This is a genomic window from Rathayibacter sp. AY1D9, assembly GCF_002932395.1.
In the GTDB taxonomy this organism is placed as follows: domain Bacteria; phylum Actinomycetota; class Actinomycetes; order Actinomycetales; family Microbacteriaceae; genus Rathayibacter.
Genome location: NZ_PSVQ01000002.1, coordinates 60,111 through 78,434, shown reverse-complemented (window position 1 = coordinate 78,434; position 18,324 = coordinate 60,111). Strand labels below are relative to the sequence as shown.

The following is an 18,324-nucleotide window of genomic DNA, read 5'->3' as shown; positions in this document are numbered from 1 at the left end:
GGCGGACACCCCGCGTCCTCCCCCGGGGGCGAGGCTGAGCGGATGGACGACCGCCGCCGCCGCTTCGTCGCCCTCGGCGACTCCTTCACGGAGGGGGTCGGCGACCCGCACCCGCGCCTGCCGAACGGAGTGCGCGGCTGGGCCGACCGCGTCGCCGAGCGCCTGGCGAAGGCCGAGCCGGGCTGGGAGTACGCGAACCTCGCCGTCCGCTCGAAGCGCCTCGCCCAGATCACCGAGGACCAGCTCGCGCCCGCCCTCGCGCTCCGCCCCACCCTGATCACGCTGTACGCCGGCGGCAACGACATCCTCGACCTCGGCACCGACACCGTCGATCTGATCACCCGCTACGAGGCGCTCGTCGACGCGCTCGCGACCACCGGCGCCTCCCTCGTGCTCTTCACCGGCGTCGACATCCCGGGACTGCCCGCCCCGCGGATGTTCCTGCGCCGCAACCACCTCTACAACAGCGCCGTCCGCCGGATCGCCCGCGAGCGGGGCGCGATCCTCGTCGACTACTGGGCGATGCGGGAGTTCCACTCCCCCGTGCTCTGGTCGCCCGACCGGATGCACCTCTCCAAGCGCGGGCACCGCGTCCTGGCCGGCCGAGTGCTCGACACGCTCGGCGTGCCGCACACGATCTCGACCGGGCCCTGGGACGCCCCCGAGCCGCTCCGCCTCCGCGCGCGGCTGCGCGAGCAGCGCCGCTGGGCCGCCGACTGGGTCCTCCCCCTCGTCGGCCGCAAGCTGCGCCGGGTCACGCTCGGCGACCACCTCTCGCCCCGGTGGCCGGACCCCGTCCTCGTCCCGCCGAAGGGCGGTCTCCGCCGTCTCGTCCGCGAGCTCGAGCGGTAGTCGCGCCCCGGACGCGGAGGAGCCCCGGCCCGGCGAGGGGATCCCGGTGGACGGGTCCCTCGTCGGGCCGGGGCTCCCCCGGTCGACGCGGTGCGACTAGCGCGCGACGCTGCCGTCGGTGTAGTCCTCGTCGGTCTGCTTCCAGGCGAAGAGCTTGCGCAGCTCGCGGCCGGTCTCCTCGATCGGGTGCTTCTCGCCCTTGGCGCGCAGCTCCTGGAACTCGGGTCCGCCCGCGTCCTGGTCGCCGATGAAGCGCTTCGCGAAGGCGCCGCTCTGGATGTCGCCGAGGACGGCCTTCATGTTCTCCTTCACGCGCGGGTCGATGACGCGCGGGCCGGAGACGTAGTCGCCGTACTCGGCGGTGTCGGAGACGCTCCAGCGCTGCTTGGCGATGCCGCCCTCCCACATGAGGTCGACGATGAGCTTGAGCTCGTGCAGCACCTCGAAGTAGGCGATCTCGGGCTGGTAGCCGGCCTCGACGAGCGTCTCGAAGCCGTACTGGACGAGCTGCGAGGTGCCGCCGCAGAGCACGGCCTGCTCGCCGAACAGGTCGGTCTCGGTCTCCTCGGTGAAGGTGGTCTTGATGACGCCGGCGCGGGTGCCGCCGATGGCCTTCGCGTAGGACTTCGCGGTCTCCCAGGCGGTACCGGTCGCGTCGTTCTCGACGGCGATGATGTCCGGGATGCCGCGGCCGGCGACGAACTCGCGGCGCACGGTGTGGCCGGGGGCCTTCGGCGCGATGAGGATGACGTCGACGCCCGCGGGCGCCTCGATGTAGCCGAAGCGGATGTTGAAGCCGTGCGCGAAGGCGAGGGTCTTGCCCTCGGTCAGCGCGGACGCGATCTGCTCGCTGTAGATCGCGCGCTGGTGCTGGTCCGGCGCGAGGATCATGATCAGGTCGGCCCAGGCCGCGGCGTCGGCGACGCTCTTGACCTCGAAGCCGTCGTCCTCGGCCTTGGCGGTCGACTTCGACCCCTCCTTCAGCGCGATGACGACCTGGACGCCGGAGTCGCGGAGGTTCTGCGCGTGCGCGTGGCCCTGCGAGCCGTAGCCGACGATCGCGACCTTCTTGGACTGGATGATGGAGAGGTCGGCGTCGGCGTCGTAGATGAGCTCGGTCACGTGGTGAGTCCTTTTCTGTAGTGGAGAGTTCGCGGTCAGTTCTTGAAGACGCGCTCGGTGATCGACTTGGAGCCGCGCCCGATGGCGAGCAGGCCCGACTGCGCGATCTCCTTGATGCCGTAGGGCTCGATCACCCGCAGGAACGCGTTGGTCTTGCCGGTGTCGCCGGTGACCTCGATCACCAGGGCGTCCGTCGCGACGTCGACCACGCGGGCGCGGAAGAGCGTGACGGCCTCGAGCACCTGCGAGCGCGTGACGTTGTCGACGCGGACCTTGACGAGCAGGTGCTCGCGCTGGACCGACTGGTCGGTGTCGAGCTCGACGATCTTGATCACGTTGACGAGCTTGTTGAGCTGCTTCGTGACCTGCTCGAGCGGCAGGTCCTCGACGTCCACGGCGACCGTGATGCGCGAGAGCCCGGCCAGCTCGGTCGGACCGACCGCCAGCGACTCGATGTTGAAGCCGCGGCGGGCGAACAGCCCGGCGACACGGGTGAGCAGTCCCGGCTTGTCCTCGACGAGCAGGGAGAGAACGTGGTGCGTCATGCGGGTCTACTCCTCGTCGTCCCAGGTCGGGCTGTGGTCTCGGGCGTACTGGACGTAGCTGTTGGACACGCCCTGCGGGACCATCGGCCAGACCATGGAGTCGCGGCTGACGACGAAGTCGATGACCACGGGCCGGTCGTTGGTGGCGATGGCGAGACGGATGGCGTCGTCGATCTCCTCCGGCTTCGTGACGCGGATGCCGAGCGCGCCGTAGGCGTCGGCGAGCTTCACGAAGTCGGGCACCCGGACGGTGTCGTGACCCGTGTTGAGGTCGGTGTTGGAGTAGCGGCCCTCGTAGAACAAGGTCTGCCACTGGCGCACCATGCCGAGCGAGGAGTTGTTGATCACCGCGACCTTGATCGGGATGTCGTTGATCGTGCAGGTGGCGAGCTCCTGATTGGTCATCTGGAAGCAGCCGTCGCCGTCGATCGCCCACACGGTGCGCTCGGGCTCGCCGACCTTGGCGCCCATCGCCGCGGGCACGGAGTAGCCCATGGTGCCGGCGCCGCCGGAGTTCAGCCACGAGTTGGGGCGCTCGTACTTGATGAACTGCGCCGCCCACATCTGGTGCTGGCCGACGCCGGAGGCGAAGACGCCCTCGGGGCCGGTGATCTCGCCGATGCGCTTGATGACGTACTGCGGCGAGAGCAGGCCGTCGTTCGGCTCGGTGTAGCCGAGCGGGAACTCCGTCTGCAGGCCCTTGAGGTAGCTCCACCACTCGGAGGTGTCGGCGCGGCCGTCGGCGGAGGCCTTGGCGAACGCGTCGGTGAGGTCCGGGAGGACGTCCTTGAGGTCGCCCACGATCGGCACGTCGGCGGTGCGGATCTTGGAGATCTCGGCCGGGTCGATGTCGACGTGCACGACCTTGGCGTGGGGCGCGAAGAGCGCCGCCTTGCCGGTCACGCGGTCGTCGAAGCGCGAGCCCAGCGCGAGGATCAGGTCCGCCTCCTGCAGCGCGAGCACCGCGGGGACGGTGCCGTGCATGCCGGGCATGCCCAGGTGCTGCTCGTGCGAGTCCGGGAACGCTCCGCGCGCCATCAGCGTGGTCACCACGGGGGCGCCGCAGGCCTCGGCGAACGCCTTCAGCTCGGCGGCCGCGCGGGCGCGGATGATGCCGCCGCCCACGTAGAGCACCGGCTTCCGCGACTCGACCAGCAGCTGGGCCGCGGCCTGGATCTGCTTGCCGTGGGCCTTCGTGACCGGACGGTAGCCGGGCAGGTCGATCTTCGGCGGCCAGAGGAACGGCGCCTGGTCCTGCTGCGCGTCCTTCGTGATGTCGACCAGCACGGGGCCGGGGCGGCCGGTGGTGGCGATCAGCGCGGCGGAGGCGAGGGCCGAGGGGATTTCCTCGGGACGCGTCACGAGGATGGAGTGCTTCGTGATCGGCATCGTGATGCCGACGATGTCCGCCTCCTGGAACGCGTCGGTCCCCATGAGCGTCGAGAACACCTGGCCGGTGATCGCGAGCATCGGAACCGAGTCCATGTAGGCGTCCGCGATCGCGGTGACCAGGTTGGTCGCTCCGGGGCCCGAGGTCGCGATGCAGACGCCGAGCTTGCCGGTCGCCGAGGCGTAGCCCTCGGCGGCGTGGCCGGCGCCCTGCTCGTGGCGGACCAGGATGTGCCGGATCTTCGAGGAGTCCATCAGCGGGTCGTAGACCGGGAGGATCGCGCCGCCGGGCAGGCCGAAGACGTCCTCGATCCCGAGCATCTCGAGCGAGCGGACGACCGCCTGCGCTCCGGTGAGGACCTCGGCCGCGGGGGCGGCCCCGGGAGCGTGGGCGGGTCGGGGTGGCTGGGGCGTCGGTGCGGGCTGCACGGCGGACGGATCCGGAGTCATGCGGGTGTCGATTCCTTCAGGAGGTGGTGCGGCGGCGGGCAGAGCCGGAGGCGAGTGCCCGGGAACGCGAGTGCGCGGCCGGCCGGAGCGGGCCGGGTCACCCGGTGACGGCGCCCTCGGCTGCCGAGCGGACGAGCTTGGCGTACTTGGCGAGGACACCGCGGGTGTAGCGCGGAGGGAGAGGGGCCCAGCCTTCTCGGCGGGCGGCGAGCTCGGACTCGTCGACGAGTAGGTCGATCGAGCGAGCGGCGATGTCGACCCGAATCGGGTCTCCGTCGCGAACGAATGCGATGGGACCTGCGTCCACCGATTCGGGAGCTATGTGGCCGATGCACAGGCCGGTTGTGCCGCCTGAGAATCGTCCGTCCGTCAACAGTAGTACATCTTTTCCGAGCCCGGCCCCCTTGATGGCGGCGGTGATGGCGAGCATCTCGCGCATGCCGGGGCCGCCCTTGGGGCCCTCGTAGCGGATGACCACCACGTCGCCCTTCTCGATCCGGCCCTCGGTCAGAGCGTCCATCGCGGCGCGCTCGCGCTCGAACACGCGGGCCGGACCCTCGAAGACGGAGGCGTCGAAGCCGGCGGTCTTGACGACCGCGCCCTCGGGGGCGAGCGAGCCCTTGAGGATGGTGAGCCCGCCGGTCGCGTGGATCGGGTTGTCGAGGGTGCGGATGACCTCGCCGTCCAGCGGCGCGATGTCCATCGCGGCGAGGTTCTCGGCGACCGTCCTCCCGGTGACCGTCAGGCAGTCGCCGTGGAGCAGCCCGGCGTCCAGGAGCGCCTTCATCACGGCCGGGACGCCGCCGTGGCGGTCGACGTCGTTCATGACGTACTTGCCGAAGGGCTTGAGGTCGCCGATGTGCGGGATCGTGTCGCCGATGCGGTTGAAGTCGTCGATCGTGAGGTCGACCTCGGCCTCGTTGGCGATCGCGAGCAGGTGCAGGATGACGTTGGTCGACCCGCCGAAGGCCATCGCCACCGCGATCGCGTTCTCGAACGCCTCCTTGGTGAGGATGTCGCGGGCCGTGGTGCCGTTGCGCAGCAGCTCGACGACGGCCTCGCCGGACTTGCGGGCGAAGTAGTCGCGGCGGCGGTCGGCGGCGGCGGGCGAGGCGGAGCCGGGCAGGCTCATGCCGAGCGCCTCGGCGACGCTGGCCATGGTGTTGGCGGTGTACATGCCGCCGCAGGAGCCCTCGCCCGGGGCGAAGGCGCACTCGATGCGCTTGGCGTCCTCCTCGGACATGATCCCGGCCTTGACGCCGCCGACGGCCTCGAAGGAGTCGATGATCGTGATGTCCTTCTCGGTGCCGTCCGAGAGCTTGACCCAGCCCGGGGCGATCGAGCCGGCGTAGACGAACACGGCGGCGAGGTCGAGGCGGGCCGCGGCCATCAGCATGCCGGGCAGCGACTTGTCGCAGCCGGCCAGCATGACGGTGCCGTCCAGACGCTCGGCCATCATCACGGTCTCGACGGAGTCGGCGATGACCTCGCGGGAGACGAGCGAGAAGTGCATGCCCTCGTGCCCCATCGAGATGCCGTCCGAGACGGAGATGGTGCCGAACTGGAGCGGGTAGCCGCCGCCGGAGTGCACGCCCTCCTTCGCGGAGCGCGCGAGGCGCTCGAGCGAGAGGTTGCAGGGGGTGATCTCGTTCCACGAGGACGCGATGCCGATCTGGGGCTTCTCCCAGTCGTCATCGCCCATCCCGACCGCCCGCAGCATCCCGCGCGACGTCGTGGCCTCGATGCCGTCCGTGACGGTGCGCGAGCGGGGCTTCCAATCGATTTCCGGCATGCGATGAGGCTACCGCCTCGCGCGCGGTGCCCCTGCTCGCCGGGCGGACCCGGACCGGCCCGCGCACCCGTCCCGGCCCCGGCCTCCGGCAGCGGCACCGGATGCGGACGTCCCCGCGGATCTCCGACTCGTCGCGAACGGCCGCTCCCCGCGTCGGCGGACGGCCGTCCTCGGCGAGTCGGCGATCCGGGACCCGCCGACGCTGACCGCCGGAAGGGGGCTGCTACTCCGCGCGCAGGTCGGCCAGCAGCCGGAGTGCCTGCGCGACCTGCTCGGGACCGCGGACCCGGTAGGAGGCCGCGGTGGTGCCCTCGCCGCTCTTGATGCCGACGTCGCCGGAGCCGAGGACCGCGAAGGCGTCCTCGTCCGTCACGTCGTCGCCCGCGTAGAGGACGGCGGTCGCGCCGGTGTAGCGGCGGAGGTGCTGCACGGCCTCGCCCTTGGTGGTCGAGCGGACCGAGAACTCCAGGACGTTCTTCCCCTCGCGGACGGTGACCCCCTGCACCTCTGCGCGCGCCTCGGAGAGGGCGACGACGTGGGCGACGCGGCTGTGGCGCTCGGTCGCGAGGCGGGTGTGCAGGGCGAAGCCGGCCGGCTTGTCCTCGATCCAGACGTTGTCGATCCCGCGGGCGATGCCCTTCAGGACGTCCTCGAGCACTCCCACCTTCTCGAGCTCGTCGTCGTCGAGCCGGACCGCGTCCTCCTCGGGGTCGAGGCGGATCTCGATGCCGTGGGAGCCGACCAGCAGCGCCTCGTCCGGCAGCTGCGAGACCTCCTCCAGGCTCCCGAGCGCCCGGCCGGAGACCAGCGCGACCCGGGTGCCGGGGAGGGCGAGGAGCCGCAGCACGGCCTCGCGCGCCTCGGGGAGCGCCCGCGCGCGGGCGGGGTCGTCGACCTCGGGCGCGAGGGTGCCGTCGAAGTCGAGGGCCACCAGGAGCCGTTCGGTCGCGGCGAGCTCCCGCAGCGCCGCCGCGAGCCGCTCGGGCACTCCTTCGCTCATCGCGCGCCGCCGTCGAGCTCGCGGTCGTCGGCGGCCTCCCGCTCGAGCTCGGCCGCCTGTCCGTGGGCCGCGTCGTCGCGGTGCTCGGCCTCCTGGCCGTGCGGCGCCTCCTGCCCGCGGGCGGCGGGCCGCACGTCGAGCTGCTGGCCGGCCGCGTGCTCCGCGAGAGCGGAGAGGAACGACTCGGACCAGCGCGCCACGTCGTTCTCGAGCACGCGGCGACGGAGCGCGCGCATGCGCCGGGTGCGCTCGACGCGCGGCATCCGCACCGAGGCCTCCATCGCGTCCTTCAGCCCCGAGATGTCGTGCGGGTTCACCTGCACGGCCTGCTTGAGCTCGTCGGCCGCTCCGGCGAACTCGCTCAGCACGAGCACGCCGTCGTTGTCGAAGCGGGACGCGACGTACTCCTTCGCGACGAGGTTCATCCCGTCGCGCAGCGCCGTCACGAGCATGACGTCGGCGGCGAGGTAGAGCGCCACCATCTCCTCGCGCGGGTAGCCGTGATGGAGGTAGCTGATCGCCGGGTGCCCGAGCGTGCTGTAGTCGCCGTTGATCCGGCCGACCTGCAGCTCGATGTCGTCGCGCAGCTGCCGGTAGGTGTCCACGCGCTCGCGGCTCGGGCTCGCGACCTGCACCAGCACCGCGTCCTCGGAGGTGAGGCGGCCGTCCGCCAGGAGCTCGCCGAAGGCCTTCAGGCGGTGGCCGATCCCCTTGGTGTAGTCGAGCCGGTCGACGCCGAGCATGATCGTCGCGGGGTTGCCCAGCTCGGCGCGGATCTCGGCGGCGCGGGCCTGGATCTCGGGGGTGCGCGCCATCGCCTCGAACGACGCGGAGTCGATCGAGATCGGGAAGTGCCGGGCGACGACCGGGCGCACGCTCGCCCCGCGCCGCGAGCGGTTGACGCGGCGGGTGCCGCCGACGGCCTCCTCCTCGACCGGGACCTCGACGACCGTGCTGCGGGTGTCGTAGCCGAGCAGGCGCCGGACCGCGCGGAGGAAGCTGCCCGCGTCTCCCTGGCGCTGGAAGCCGATCACGTCGGCGCCGAGCAGGCCCTCGACGATCTGCCGGCGCCACGGGAGCTGCGCGAAGATCCCGTAGGGCGGGAACGGGATGTGGTTGAAGAAGCCGATCGTGACGTCGGGCCGGAGCTCCCGCAGCATCTTGGGCACGAGCTGGAGCTGGTAGTCCTGCACCCAGACCACGCCGTCCTCCTCCGTCACGGCCGCGGCCGCCTCGGCGAAGCGCTGGTTGACCCGCACGTAGGCGTCCCACCAGTCGCGGTGGTAGGTCGGGGGCGCGATCACGTCGTGGTACAGCGGCCAGAGCGTGTCGTTCGAGAAGCCCTCGTAGTAGTCCTCGAGCTCCTGCGCACTGAGGGCGACCGGGACGATCTGCACGCCGTTGTCGACGAACGGGGCGACCTCCTCGTCGGCCACGCCGGGCCAGCCGACCCAGGCGCCCTCGTTCGCACGCATCACGGGCTCGAGCGCGGTGACCAGCCCGCCGGGCGAGGTCTTCCAGGAGGCGGTGCCGTCCTCGGCCACGACGCGGTCCACGGGGAGGCGGTTCGAGACGACCACGAACGCGTTGCGCTCGGTTCCTCCCGAGGTCCCGGCGTCGGTCCTGTCAGCGGCGGAGGAGGCGGAGGCGGAGTGCGGAGGAATGGTGGTCCCTTTTCGTCGGTCGAGCCGTCGTCGTGCCCGTCGAGGCTATCAGCCGGCCCCGCTCGGGGGACGGGGGATCAGCCCTGCACGAGGGCGAGGGCGAGCGTCGCTCCGCCCACCGTCGGGACGACCGCGACGAGTCCGAGGAGCGCGTACTGGCGCCACGAGACGTGCACGCCCAGCGCGGTCAGCCTCTGGTGCCAGAGCAGGGTGGCGAGCGAGGCCCACGGGGTGATCAGCGGTCCGGCGTTCACGCCGATCAGCAGGGCGACCAGGCGGAGCGGATCCGCCGCGACGGGCTCGAGGGCGAGGTAGGCGGGCAGGTTGTCGACCAGGTTGGAGGCGACCGCGCCGGAGCCGGCGAGGCGCAGCAGGTCGAGTGTCCCGCTCCCCTCCCCCGCGACCACGGCGAGCGCCGCGCCCAGCCCGAGCTGGTGCGCCGCCTCCATCGCCACGAAGAGGCCCGACGCGAACACGACGAGCTGCCACGGCAGGAGGGCGGGCGTGAGCGCCGCGGGACGTCGCACCGCGAAGAGGACGATCAGCGCGACCGCGGCGACCGCCGCCGGGATCCACACCTCGAGGCCCGAGACGAGCGCCGGCAGGAGCAGAGCTACGACGATCCCCGCGCCGACCAGCAGCACCCGGTCCTCCACCGGCGTCCGCTCCCCCGGGGTGTAGCGCCCGGCCAGCTCGCGCCGGTACCGGATCGCGAGGATCAGCACGGGCACGACGGCCGCGACGAGCGCGGGCACCGCGGTCAGCGCGGCGAAGGCGAAGGGGCCCTCGACCCCCAGGCGCCGCTGTGCGAGCAGGTTGGTGAGGTTCGAGACGGGGAGGAGGAGGGAGGCGCAGTTCGCCAGCCAGACCGTGGCCATCGCGAACGGCAGGGGCGGGACGCGCACGTGCGCCGCGAGCAGGACCACGACCGGGGTCAGGAGCACGGCGGTCGTGTCGAGCGAGAGGAACACCGTGCTGACGACGGCCATCGCCACCACCAGCAGCCAGAGCACCGCGGTCCGCCCGCGGCCCCACTCGGCGGAGCGCTCGGCGACCACGGTGAAGACGCCGGCCTCGGAGGCCAGCTCGGCGACCACGGTCACCGCGACCACGAAGCCGAGGATCGGCGCCGTCCGCTCGACCAGCTCGCCCAGCGCGTCCATCGGGAGGACCCCCGTGACGACGGCCACCGCCCCGACGACGAGCAGCACCGCCCCGATCACAGCCGTGCGCATGTCGTTCCCGTTCTCCTCGGTGTGCCCCGGCTCGAGGATTCGGGTCCCGGCGGCGGTCCACCGTAGCGGGACAACCCCTCGGTGCTGTCAAGCGTTCCTCTGAGAGCTTTCGCACCCGCTAGCGTCGGGGTGAACACGGGAGGCACACGCATGCGCAAGTTCATCCTCAACTCCAGCGTCATCAGCGCGATCGTCGGCGGCTGGTCGATCCTGCAGACCACGCGCAAGGGCCCGCGCGACTGGCGCCTGGCCCTCCAGTGGGTCAGCTGGGCCATCTCGGTCACCGTCGCCCTGGGCTCCGTGTCCTACGACTCGAAGGAGATCGTCAAGGAGGAGCGCGGCAGGAAGCGCGACCGCTAGGCCCTCCTGACGCGCCGCCTCCCCGCGGGGCGGCGTGTCAGCCGGTCTCCCGACCCGGTGGCGGCGACACTGTTCCCAGTCGCTGCCGGCACGGGAAACGGGGTTCGTCATGAGGTTTCGTCTGAGGCGCCGCAAGGCGGCCCCCGAGGTCGTCGAGTCGGCCCCCGTCCTCACGCAGGACGAGCTCTTCGCCGTCGTCCACGAGCGCCTCGCTGCCTTCGTCGGATCCGAGGGCGCCTGGGTCGTCACGCGCCGCAGCCACGACGACCGCGACCCGATCTTCCACGGGATGCTCGCGCGCTCCCTCGCCCACGAGCTCTCCGCCGCCATCCAGGAGGAGCAGCTCCGCGCCGGCGCCGAGCGGACGTCGTCCCCGGTCACCGAGGCGATCCCCGTGATGCGCGCCTCCACTCCCCCGGTGGAGCCGGCCGCCCTCACCTGGGAGCCGAAGCCGATCGCCGTCTGGGCGGAGCCGGCCCCCGCCGACGTCGCCGTCGACACCCCCGTCGCGACCCGCTCCTGACCCGAGCGGTCGGCCGGCGGGCTCGCCCTCCGGCCGACCCGACGAGCGACGTCGCGCTTCCCGCTGATCGAGGAGGCGGCGCAGCCGCCGTCTCGAGATCCCCCGCGGCCGCCCCTGCCTCTGCCGCCCGTCAGAGCGTCGGCCAGCTCCCGGGTCCCTCGCTGCCCGCCGGGTACTCGTCGAGCGGCACCCGGTCCGCGTGCCACGCGTCGATCGCGGGCTGCACGATGCGCCAGCACTCCTCGGCGGCGTCCCCGCGGACTGAGAGCGACGGGTCGTCGTCGAGGATCCCCGAGATGACCTCGCCGTACGCCAGCAGCTCGCCCGCGCCGAAGGTCGCCTCCAGCGAGGCGCGCTCGAGCGTGTACGGGTCGCCGGGGCCGTTGATGTTCAGCTCGAGCGACATCTGGTCGGGCGCGAGGAACAGCCGCAGCACGGACGGCGCCTCGGTGCCCACGAAGCCGCGGGGCAGGTGCGGCACCGGCTTGAAGCGGATGACCACTTCGCGCCGCCGCTCCCCGAGCGCCTTGCCGGAGCGGAGGGTGAACGGCACGCCGGCCCAGCGCCAGGTGTCGATCTCGACGACCAGCTCGGCCAGCGTCTCGGTCCGGCGAGCGGCGTCCACGCCCTTCTCATCCGCGTAGGCGGGCAGCTCGCGTCCGTCGATCGTCCCCGCCGTGTAGCGGGCGCGGCGCGAGCTCGCGGCGGGGTCGTCGCCGTGCAGGCGGGTGGCGCGCAGGACGATCGACTTCGCGTCCCGGAGGTCGGCCGCGTCGAGCGAGGACGGCGGCTCCATCGCGATCACCGCGAGGACCTGCAGCAGGTGGCTCTGGATCATGTCGGTCAGTGCGCCCGCGCCGTCGTAGTAGCTCGCCCGCCCCTCGAGGGCCAGCTGCTCGTCGTAGACGATCTCGACGCTCTCGATGTGCTCGGCCGACCACAGCGGCTCGAGGATCCGGTTCGCGAAGCGCAGGCCGAGCACGTTCATCACGGTCGCGCGGCCGAGGAAGTGGTCGACGCGGTGGATGCGGTCCTCGGGGACCAGCGCGGCGAGGCGCTGGTTGAGGGCGTGCGCGCTCGCCTCGTCGGTCCCGAACGGCTTCTCCAGCGCCAGCACGGTGCCCTCCGGCAGGTCGTGGGCGGCGAGCGCCTCGCAGGCCTTCGCCGCGATCGCCGGCGGGAGGGCGAAGTAGACCGCCACCGGACCGGCGCAGCTCGCGAGCAGTGCGGCGAGCGCCTCCGGATCGGTGACGTCGATCTGCTGGTAGCGCGTGCCGGAGGTGAGCGCGTCCACGCCCTCGCCCTGGGCCTCGACGGTGGCGAAGGAGGCGGTCAGCACCTCGTGCCAGTGCTCCTGGGTCCAGTCCTCGCGTCCCGCGCCGACGAGATGGACCCGCCGGTCGGTCTCGCGGGTCAGCAGCTGGCCGACGGCGGGGAGGAGGAGCCGCGAGGACAGGTCCCCCGTCGCTCCGAGGATGAGCAGGGTCGAGACGGTCTGTGCCATGCGGCTCACCCTACGGCGGCGCTGAAGAGCCCCGCTCCGCCTTGACTGGGAGGCCACAGCCGCACCTGAGAGGATCGCCGCATGGTCTCCCCGATCGAGGACTACGCCGTCCTCTCCGACTGCCGCACGGCCGCTCTCGTCTCCCGCGACGGGGGGATCGACTGGCTGTGCCTGCCGCGCTTCGACTCCGCCTCCGTCTTCGGCGCCCTCCTCGGCGGCGACGACCAGGGGCGCTGGTCGCTGCGGCCGGTGGACGGGGAGGCGACGAGCGAGCGCCACTACCTCGGCGACACGCTCGCGCTGGTCACCCGGTGGACGACTCCCACCGGCGTCGTCGAGGTGGTCGACGTGATGCCGCTGCGCGACGAGCGCGCCGAGCTGGTGCGCCGGGTGCGCGGAGTGTCGGGGACCGTCCGGATGCGGCAGGAGCTGCGCATCCGCTTCGACTACGCCCGCACCATGCCGTGGGTGCGGCAGGAGGGGACGGACGAGGATCCGCTGCTCGTCGCCGTCGCCGGGCCCGACGCGGTCGTGGTGCGCGGAGTGCGGCTGAAGGCCGTCGACCACGCCCACGCGGCGGAGTTCGACGTCGACGCGGACGCGGTCGTCGACCTCTCGATGGCGTGGTTCCCCTCGCACCAGCGGGCGCCGAAGCGCCTCGACGTCGACCGCGCGCTGGAGCGCACGCTCTCCTGGTGGTCCGAGTGGGCGTCGGCGATCGACTACGACGGGCCGCACCGCGACGCCGTCGTCCGCTCGCTGCTGACCCTCCGCGCCCTGACCGACGACGAGACCGGCGGCATCGTCGCGGCGGCGACCACCTCGCTCCCGGAGCAGTTCGGCGGCGCCCGCAACTGGGACTACCGCTACGTCTGGCTCCGCGACGCCTCGCTCACCCTGCAGGCCCTGCTCGCGCACGGGTTCGAGCAGGAGGCGCAGAAGTGGCGGGCCTGGCTGCTCCGCGCGGTCGCGGGCGCGCCGGAGGACGTGCAGATCATGTACGGCCTCGCCGGCGAGCGCGACCTGCCCGAGCGGGAGATGCCGAGCCTGCCCGGCTACGACGGCGCCTCCCCCGTGCGGATCGGGAACGCCGCCGTCGACCAGTACCAGGCGGACGTGATCGGCGAGGTGATGGTCGCTCTGCACGAGGCCCGCGTGGCCGGAGTGGACGAGACGGAGTTCTCCTGGCCGCTCCAGCGCGCGCTCCTGGGCTTCGTCGAGACCAACTGGCAGCGGCCGGACAACGGCATCTGGGAGATCCGGGGCGAGCCGCGGCACTTCACGCACTCGCGGGTCATGATCTGGGCCGCGCTCGATCGGGGCGTCCGCGCCGTGCGCGAGAACGGCCTGCCCGGTCCGGTCGGGACCTGGGAGCGCCTCCGCGACGAGGTGCGCGCCGAGATCGAGGCCCAGGGCTTCGACGCCGAGCGCGGCCACTTCGTGCAGTCCTACGGCTCGCCCGAGGTCGACGCGTCGCTCCTCGTGCTGCCGATGGTCGGGTTCGTCCCCGCCGACGACCCGCGGATGCTGGGCACCGTCGCCGAGCTGGAGCGCGTGCTCCTGCAGGACGGCCTGCTTCACCGCTACCGGACCGAGTCCTCGGTCGACGGCCTCGCCGGCGGCGAGCACCCGTTCCTCGCCTGCTCCTTCTGGCTCGTCCGGCAGTACGCCGACTCCGGCCGGATCGACGACGCGCGGACCCTGATGGACCGGCTCGTCGGGCTCTGCAACGACGTGGGCCTCCTCTCGGAGGAGTACGACGTCGAGGGCCGCCGGCACGCGGGGAACACTCCCCAGGCCCTCTCCCACCTCGCCCTGGTGCAGGCGGCCGACGCGATCGCGGCAGCCCGATGAGGCGCCGCCGCGTCGTTCTCGCGAGCATCGGCGGAGTCCTCGGAGTCGCGGTCCTCGGCTTCCTCACCTGGAGCTCGATCGTCAGCGGCCCCGACGAGGACGCCCTCGCCCGTGTGCGCGCCGATCCGGCGATCGCGGTCGAGCGCACGGACGACGCGCTCGTGATGACGCCGACCTCGACCGGCGAGCTGGCCGGCACGGGCCTGGTCTTCATCCCCGGAGCGAAGGTCGACGCCTCCTCCTACGAGGCGACCCTGGCTCCGCTGGTCGACGCCGGGGCGACCGTCGTGATCACGCGGCCGATCCTGCACCTGGCCTTCTTCGACCTCCGCTCCCTCGAGACCTTCACCAGCCAGGCCGAGGGCGTCGACCGCTGGCTCGTCGGCGGCCACTCCCTCGGCGGCGTGAAGGCCTGCCAGTGGGCCGAGGACCCGGCGGTGGCGGGCCTGGTGCTGCTCGGCAGCTACTGCGCGAACGACCTCTCGGGCTCCGGGCTCCCCGTCCTCAGCGTCAGCGGATCGGAGGACGGGCTCAGCACGCCGGAGAAGGTCGCCGACGCGAGCGTCCGGCTGCCCTCCTCCGCCGACCTCGTCGAGATCGACGGCGCCAACCACGCCGACTTCGGCTGGTACGGGCCGCAGGCGGGCGACGGCGAGGCGACTATCAGCCACGAGGAGGCGGACGCCCGCATCGCCGAGGCCCTCCTGGGCTTCAGCCGCGAGGTCGGCTGAGTCGCCCGCTCCCGCTTGACCTCGAGCGCACTCGAAGTCGTAGGTTGACGCCATGTCCACCGCCACCGCCGCCCCGGCCGAGCCGGAGGTGCTGTCGATCTCGCAGGTCGCCGCCGTCACCGGTCTCACCGTGCACACCCTGCGCTACTACGAGCGCGCCGGGCTCATGCTCGACCCGGTCGAGCGCGCCTCGTCGCAGCACCGCCGCTACCGGCCGGCCGACGTCGGCTGGGTCGACTTCCTCACCAAGCTCCGCGCGACCGGGATGCCGATCGCGAGGATCCGCGAGTACGCCCGGCTCCTCCGGATCGGGCCCGCCACGGAGCCGGAGCGCCTCGCGCTGCTCCGGACGCACCGCGAGGAGGTCGAGGCGCAGCTCGCCCGGACACACGCCAGCCTCGCCGCGATCGACATCAAGATCGCGGCGTACCAGGAGAGGACCACCCACTGATGAAGACGATCACCCTCGGATCCGACGTCGCCGCTCTCGAGGTCTCGCGCCTCGGTCTCGGCGCGATGGGCATGTCGGCGTTCTACACTGGCGCCGGCACCGACGACGCGGAGTCGATCCGCACCGTGCACCGCGCCCTCGAGCTCGGCGTCACGTTCCTCGACACCGCCGAGATCTACGGCCCGTACACCAACGAGGAGCTGCTCGGCCGCGCGCTGGCAGGCCGCCGCGACGAGGTGGTGCTGGCGAGCAAGTTCGGCATGATCCGCCACCGCGGCGACGGGGGCCGCGGACTCGACGGCTCCCCGGAGAACCTGCGGCTCGCCGTCGAGGGCTCGCTCGCGCGCCTCGGCACCGACCGCATCGACCTCTACTACCAGCACCGCATGGACCCGGGCGTCCCGGTCGAGGAGACCGCCGGGGCCTTCGCGGAGCTGATCCAGGAGGGCAAGCTCCGCGGCTACGGCCTCTCGGAGGCGGCGCCCGCGACGATCCGGCGCGCTCACGCCGTGCACCCGGTCACCGCTGTGCAGTCCGAGTACTCGCTCTGGACCCGCGACCCCGAGGCGGAGGTGCTGCCGGTCCTCCGCGAGCTCGGCATCGGCTTCGTCCCGTACTCGCCGCTGGGCCGCGGCTTCCTCACGGGCAGCATCCGCTCGGTCGCCGAGCTGGGCAGCGACGACTTCCGCCGCGACAACCCCCGCTTCGCCGACGGAGCGCTGGAGGCGAACCTCCGCATCGTGGAGGCCGTCGACCGTGTGGCGGCAGAGGCGGACGCGACCGCCGCGCAGGTGGCGCTCGCCTGGCTGCTCGCCCAGGGCGAGGACATCGCTCCGATCCCGGGCACCAAGCGCGTCTCGCGCATCGAGGAGAACGCGGCCGCGGACGCCCTCGTGCTGACCGCGGAGCAGCTCGACGTCCTCGGCGCGCTCGAGGCCCCCGTCGGCGACCGCTACGCCGACATGAGCTCCGTGAACCGCTGACCGCCCTGCGGGACGCCGCTCGCCGCGCGCACCCCGGGCGCGGCCGTGGGAGCGGCGTCCTCGCAGGAGTCAGTCCCTCGGCGGCAGCTCCCGCTTCGGGGTGTCCCGCTTCGGGGTGTCCCGCTTCGGGGTGTCCCGCAGGTCGATGAGACCCGTGAACATCGCCCCCCGCTCGTTCGAGCGCTCGTCGCCCGAGAACAGGTTGTCCGGGGCGGAGGACCCGTGCCGGCGCGGTGTCGCGGTGGGAGCGGGCTCCCGCTCCATCTCGACGCGCTGACGCGGCAGGGCGACGGGGTCGTTCTCGTGCAGCCACGAGACGAGCCGCTCGCGCACGTAGCAGCGCAGGTCGAAGAGCGTCGGCGCGTCCTTCGCAGTGACGAGCACCCGGATCCGGACGAAGCCGCCCGTCGCGTCGGTCACCTGCAGCACGCTGGTGCGCCGGTCCCAGAGGTCGGTCTCCTCGAGCATGCGGTGCAGCTCCTCGCGCATCTGCTCGGGGCTGACCCGCCAGTCCAGGTCGAGCTCGACGGCGCCGAGCAGCTCGGACCCGGTGCGGGTCCAGTTCTGGAACGGCTGGGTCGTGAAGTAGTTCGTGGGCAGCACCAGGCGGCGGTCGTCCCAGAGGTGGACGACGACGTAGGTCAGCGTGATCTCCTCGATCCGCCCCCACTCGGTCTCGACGATCACCACGTCGTCCAGGCGGATGGCGTCGCTGAAGGCGAGCTGCATCCCGGCGAAGATGTTCGTGAGGCTCGACTGCGCGGCCAGGCCCGCCACGATCGAGAGCACGCCGGCCGAGGCCAGGAGGCTCGCACCGGCCGTGCGGGCCTCGGGGAAGGTCAGCAGCGAGGCGCCGATCGCGATGACCACGACGGCCGCCACGGCGACCCTCCGGATGATCGTCATCTGCGTGCGGAGGCGGCGTGCCCGGCGGTTGTCGGCCGTGTCGGTCCGGTAGCGCTCGGCGCCCAGGTCCTCGAGGAACACGAACAGGGAGCCGATCACCCACGCCGCCGCGCCGATCGTGGCGATCTGGAACACCCGCTGCACGAGACCCGGCCAGGGGTCGCCCGACACGGTGGCGGCGAGCGCGGCCCAGACCGCGATGGTCATCAGCAGCACGCGGAACGGGATGCGCAGACGCCGGATCAGCAGGCGCGCCCAGGTCTTGCGCTTGCCGACCGAGCGCAGCACGAGGGCGACGACGGCGGTCGCGACCACGGCGATCACGACCGCGATCACCACGGCGAGCGCGATCGAGCCGATCACGGGGAGGACGTCTTCGGGCACATCGGTCCTTTCTGGAGGGGAAACGGAAGCGAACGGAGATCCTGCCACGCGAACGGGGGTCGGTCCGCATTCTGCGCCGGACACCGTGCGGATGCTCAGGCGCCTGTTAGCGTCGGCGGACGGAGACGTCGACCTCGCCTGGAGCACCGTCGCCCGGGCCTTCACGCGGACGGGCATCACCCTGAGCCTGACCGCCGCCGCCGCCGATCAGGCCCGGGCCTCGGACGCGCTCGACATCGGGATCGGCTCCACGAGCGTCGGCTTCCGCGGAGTCCTGCCGCCTTTCGACCCGTCGACCGCCGCACCCTCCAGCGAGTGAGCACGGGCCGGCGCTCCCCCTGCGGGCGCTCGGAGGAGGTCGGGAACGGACACGGACCGGGAACGACGAAGCCCCGCACCTCACGAGGAGGTGCGGGGCTGGTGGTGCACCCCCTCGGACTTGAACCGAGAACCCACTGATTAAGAGTCAGTTGCTCTGCCGATTGAGCTAGAGGTGCATTCCGGCCGGCTGATCGTGCGTGCCGAACCGAGGGATCACATTACCAGCGTCTCCCCCCGTCTCGTCAAATCGAGTGCGAC

The 18,324-nt window shown here is 72.4% G+C and carries 17 protein-coding genes and 1 tRNA gene; 8 read left to right on the top strand and 10 right to left on the bottom strand.

Features of this window, described 5'->3' with window-relative positions; translation table 11 throughout:
• Positions 1 to 42 precede the first annotated feature (42 nt).
• Positions 43 to 852, top strand: a complete 810-nt coding sequence (locus C5C50_RS01955; protein WP_104223538.1) for an SGNH/GDSL hydrolase family protein — start codon at positions 43 to 45, stop codon at positions 850 to 852.
• Positions 853 to 948: 96 nt separating this feature from the next.
• On the opposite strand, the gene ilvC is transcribed toward C5C50_RS01955, so the two are convergent.
• The 7 genes from ilvC to C5C50_RS01920 form a co-directional block, all read right to left on the bottom strand.
• A complete protein-coding gene (gene ilvC / locus C5C50_RS01950; RefSeq protein ID WP_104223539.1) occupies positions 949 to 1,974 on the bottom strand; it encodes a ketol-acid reductoisomerase in 1,026 nt (341 codons plus the stop codon).
• 35 nt (positions 1,975 to 2,009) lie between these two features.
• Positions 2,010 to 2,519, bottom strand: a complete 510-nt coding sequence (ilvN, locus tag C5C50_RS01945; protein ID WP_104223540.1) for an acetolactate synthase small subunit — start codon at positions 2,517 to 2,519, stop codon at positions 2,010 to 2,012.
• Between the two features lie 6 nt (positions 2,520 to 2,525).
• Positions 2,526 to 4,358: an acetolactate synthase large subunit gene (locus tag C5C50_RS01940; RefSeq protein ID WP_104272732.1), complete on the bottom strand. Its 1,833-nt coding sequence runs from the start codon at positions 4,356 to 4,358 to the stop codon at positions 2,526 to 2,528.
• Positions 4,359 to 4,455: 97 nt separating this feature from the next.
• Positions 4,456 to 6,150, bottom strand: a complete 1,695-nt coding sequence (gene ilvD / locus C5C50_RS01935) for a dihydroxy-acid dehydratase (protein ID WP_104233215.1) — start codon at positions 6,148 to 6,150, stop codon at positions 4,456 to 4,458.
• Between the two features lie 223 nt (positions 6,151 to 6,373).
• Entirely contained in the window at positions 6,374 to 7,150 is a 777-nt protein-coding gene (gene otsB / locus C5C50_RS01930; RefSeq protein ID WP_104272731.1) for a trehalose-phosphatase, read from the bottom strand.
• Complete coding sequence (locus tag C5C50_RS01925; protein ID WP_104272730.1) at positions 7,147 to 8,730, bottom strand: trehalose-6-phosphate synthase; 1,584 nt, start codon at positions 8,728 to 8,730, stop codon at positions 7,147 to 7,149. The genes otsB and C5C50_RS01925 overlap by 4 nt, the downstream gene beginning before the upstream one ends.
• 161 nt (positions 8,731 to 8,891) lie before the next feature.
• The gene (locus tag C5C50_RS01920; RefSeq protein ID WP_104272729.1) at positions 8,892 to 10,049 is read right to left on the bottom strand and encodes an SLC13 family permease; all 1,158 of its coding nucleotides are present in this window, start codon (positions 10,047 to 10,049) and stop codon (positions 8,892 to 8,894) included.
• A 150-nt stretch (positions 10,050 to 10,199) separates the two neighbouring features.
• Here C5C50_RS01920 and C5C50_RS01915 point away from each other — a divergent pair, with 150 nt between their 5' ends.
• Complete coding sequence (locus tag C5C50_RS01915) at positions 10,200 to 10,409, top strand: hypothetical protein (protein WP_104226242.1); 210 nt, start codon at positions 10,200 to 10,202, stop codon at positions 10,407 to 10,409.
• 109 nt (positions 10,410 to 10,518) lie between these two features.
• A complete protein-coding gene (locus C5C50_RS01910; RefSeq protein ID WP_104272728.1) occupies positions 10,519 to 10,932 on the top strand; it encodes a hypothetical protein in 414 nt (137 codons plus the stop codon).
• A gap of 130 nt (positions 10,933 to 11,062) precedes the next feature.
• Here C5C50_RS01910 and C5C50_RS01905 read toward each other — a convergent pair whose 3' ends face one another.
• A complete protein-coding gene (locus C5C50_RS01905) occupies positions 11,063 to 12,436 on the bottom strand; it encodes a glucose-6-phosphate dehydrogenase (protein ID WP_181133872.1) in 1,374 nt (457 codons plus the stop codon).
• An 81-nt stretch (positions 12,437 to 12,517) separates the two neighbouring features.
• On the opposite strand from C5C50_RS01905, the gene C5C50_RS01900 reads away from it, so the two are divergent.
• The 4 genes from C5C50_RS01900 to C5C50_RS01885 are packed head-to-tail and all read left to right on the top strand — an operon-like array spanning position 12,518 to position 16,455.
• On the top strand, positions 12,518 to 14,290 hold the full coding sequence (locus C5C50_RS01900; RefSeq protein WP_104272726.1) for a glycoside hydrolase family 15 protein: 1,773 nt from the start codon (positions 12,518 to 12,520) through the stop codon (positions 14,288 to 14,290).
• Positions 14,287 to 15,021 carry an alpha/beta hydrolase gene (locus C5C50_RS01895; protein ID WP_104233210.1) on the top strand — a complete coding sequence of 245 codons (735 nt, stop codon included), beginning with the start codon at positions 14,287 to 14,289 and terminating at the stop codon, positions 15,019 to 15,021. The genes C5C50_RS01900 and C5C50_RS01895 overlap by 4 nt, the downstream gene beginning before the upstream one ends.
• Positions 15,022 to 15,073: 52 nt before the next feature.
• Positions 15,074 to 15,472 (top strand): MerR family transcriptional regulator, encoded by a 399-nt coding sequence (locus C5C50_RS01890; RefSeq protein WP_104223551.1) that lies wholly within the window; start codon positions 15,074 to 15,076, stop codon positions 15,470 to 15,472.
• A complete protein-coding gene (locus C5C50_RS01885) occupies positions 15,472 to 16,455 on the top strand; it encodes an aldo/keto reductase (protein WP_104226238.1) in 984 nt (327 codons plus the stop codon). Before C5C50_RS01890 ends, C5C50_RS01885 begins: the two co-directional genes overlap by 1 nt.
• 69 nt (positions 16,456 to 16,524) lie before the next feature.
• On the opposite strand, the gene C5C50_RS01880 is transcribed toward C5C50_RS01885, so the two are convergent.
• A complete protein-coding gene (locus tag C5C50_RS01880) occupies positions 16,525 to 17,745 on the bottom strand; it encodes a mechanosensitive ion channel family protein (RefSeq protein ID WP_258067605.1) in 1,221 nt (406 codons plus the stop codon).
• Between the two features lie 91 nt (positions 17,746 to 17,836).
• Between C5C50_RS01880 and C5C50_RS16805 the strand changes: the two genes are divergently transcribed.
• Complete coding sequence (locus tag C5C50_RS16805) at positions 17,837 to 18,064, top strand: hypothetical protein (protein WP_181133877.1); 228 nt, start codon at positions 17,837 to 17,839, stop codon at positions 18,062 to 18,064.
• A 102-nt stretch (positions 18,065 to 18,166) separates the two neighbouring features.
• On the opposite strand, the gene C5C50_RS01875 is transcribed toward C5C50_RS16805, so the two are convergent.
• A tRNA-Lys gene (locus C5C50_RS01875) sits at positions 18,167 to 18,242 on the bottom strand.
• Positions 18,243 to 18,324: the final 82 nt, after the last annotated feature.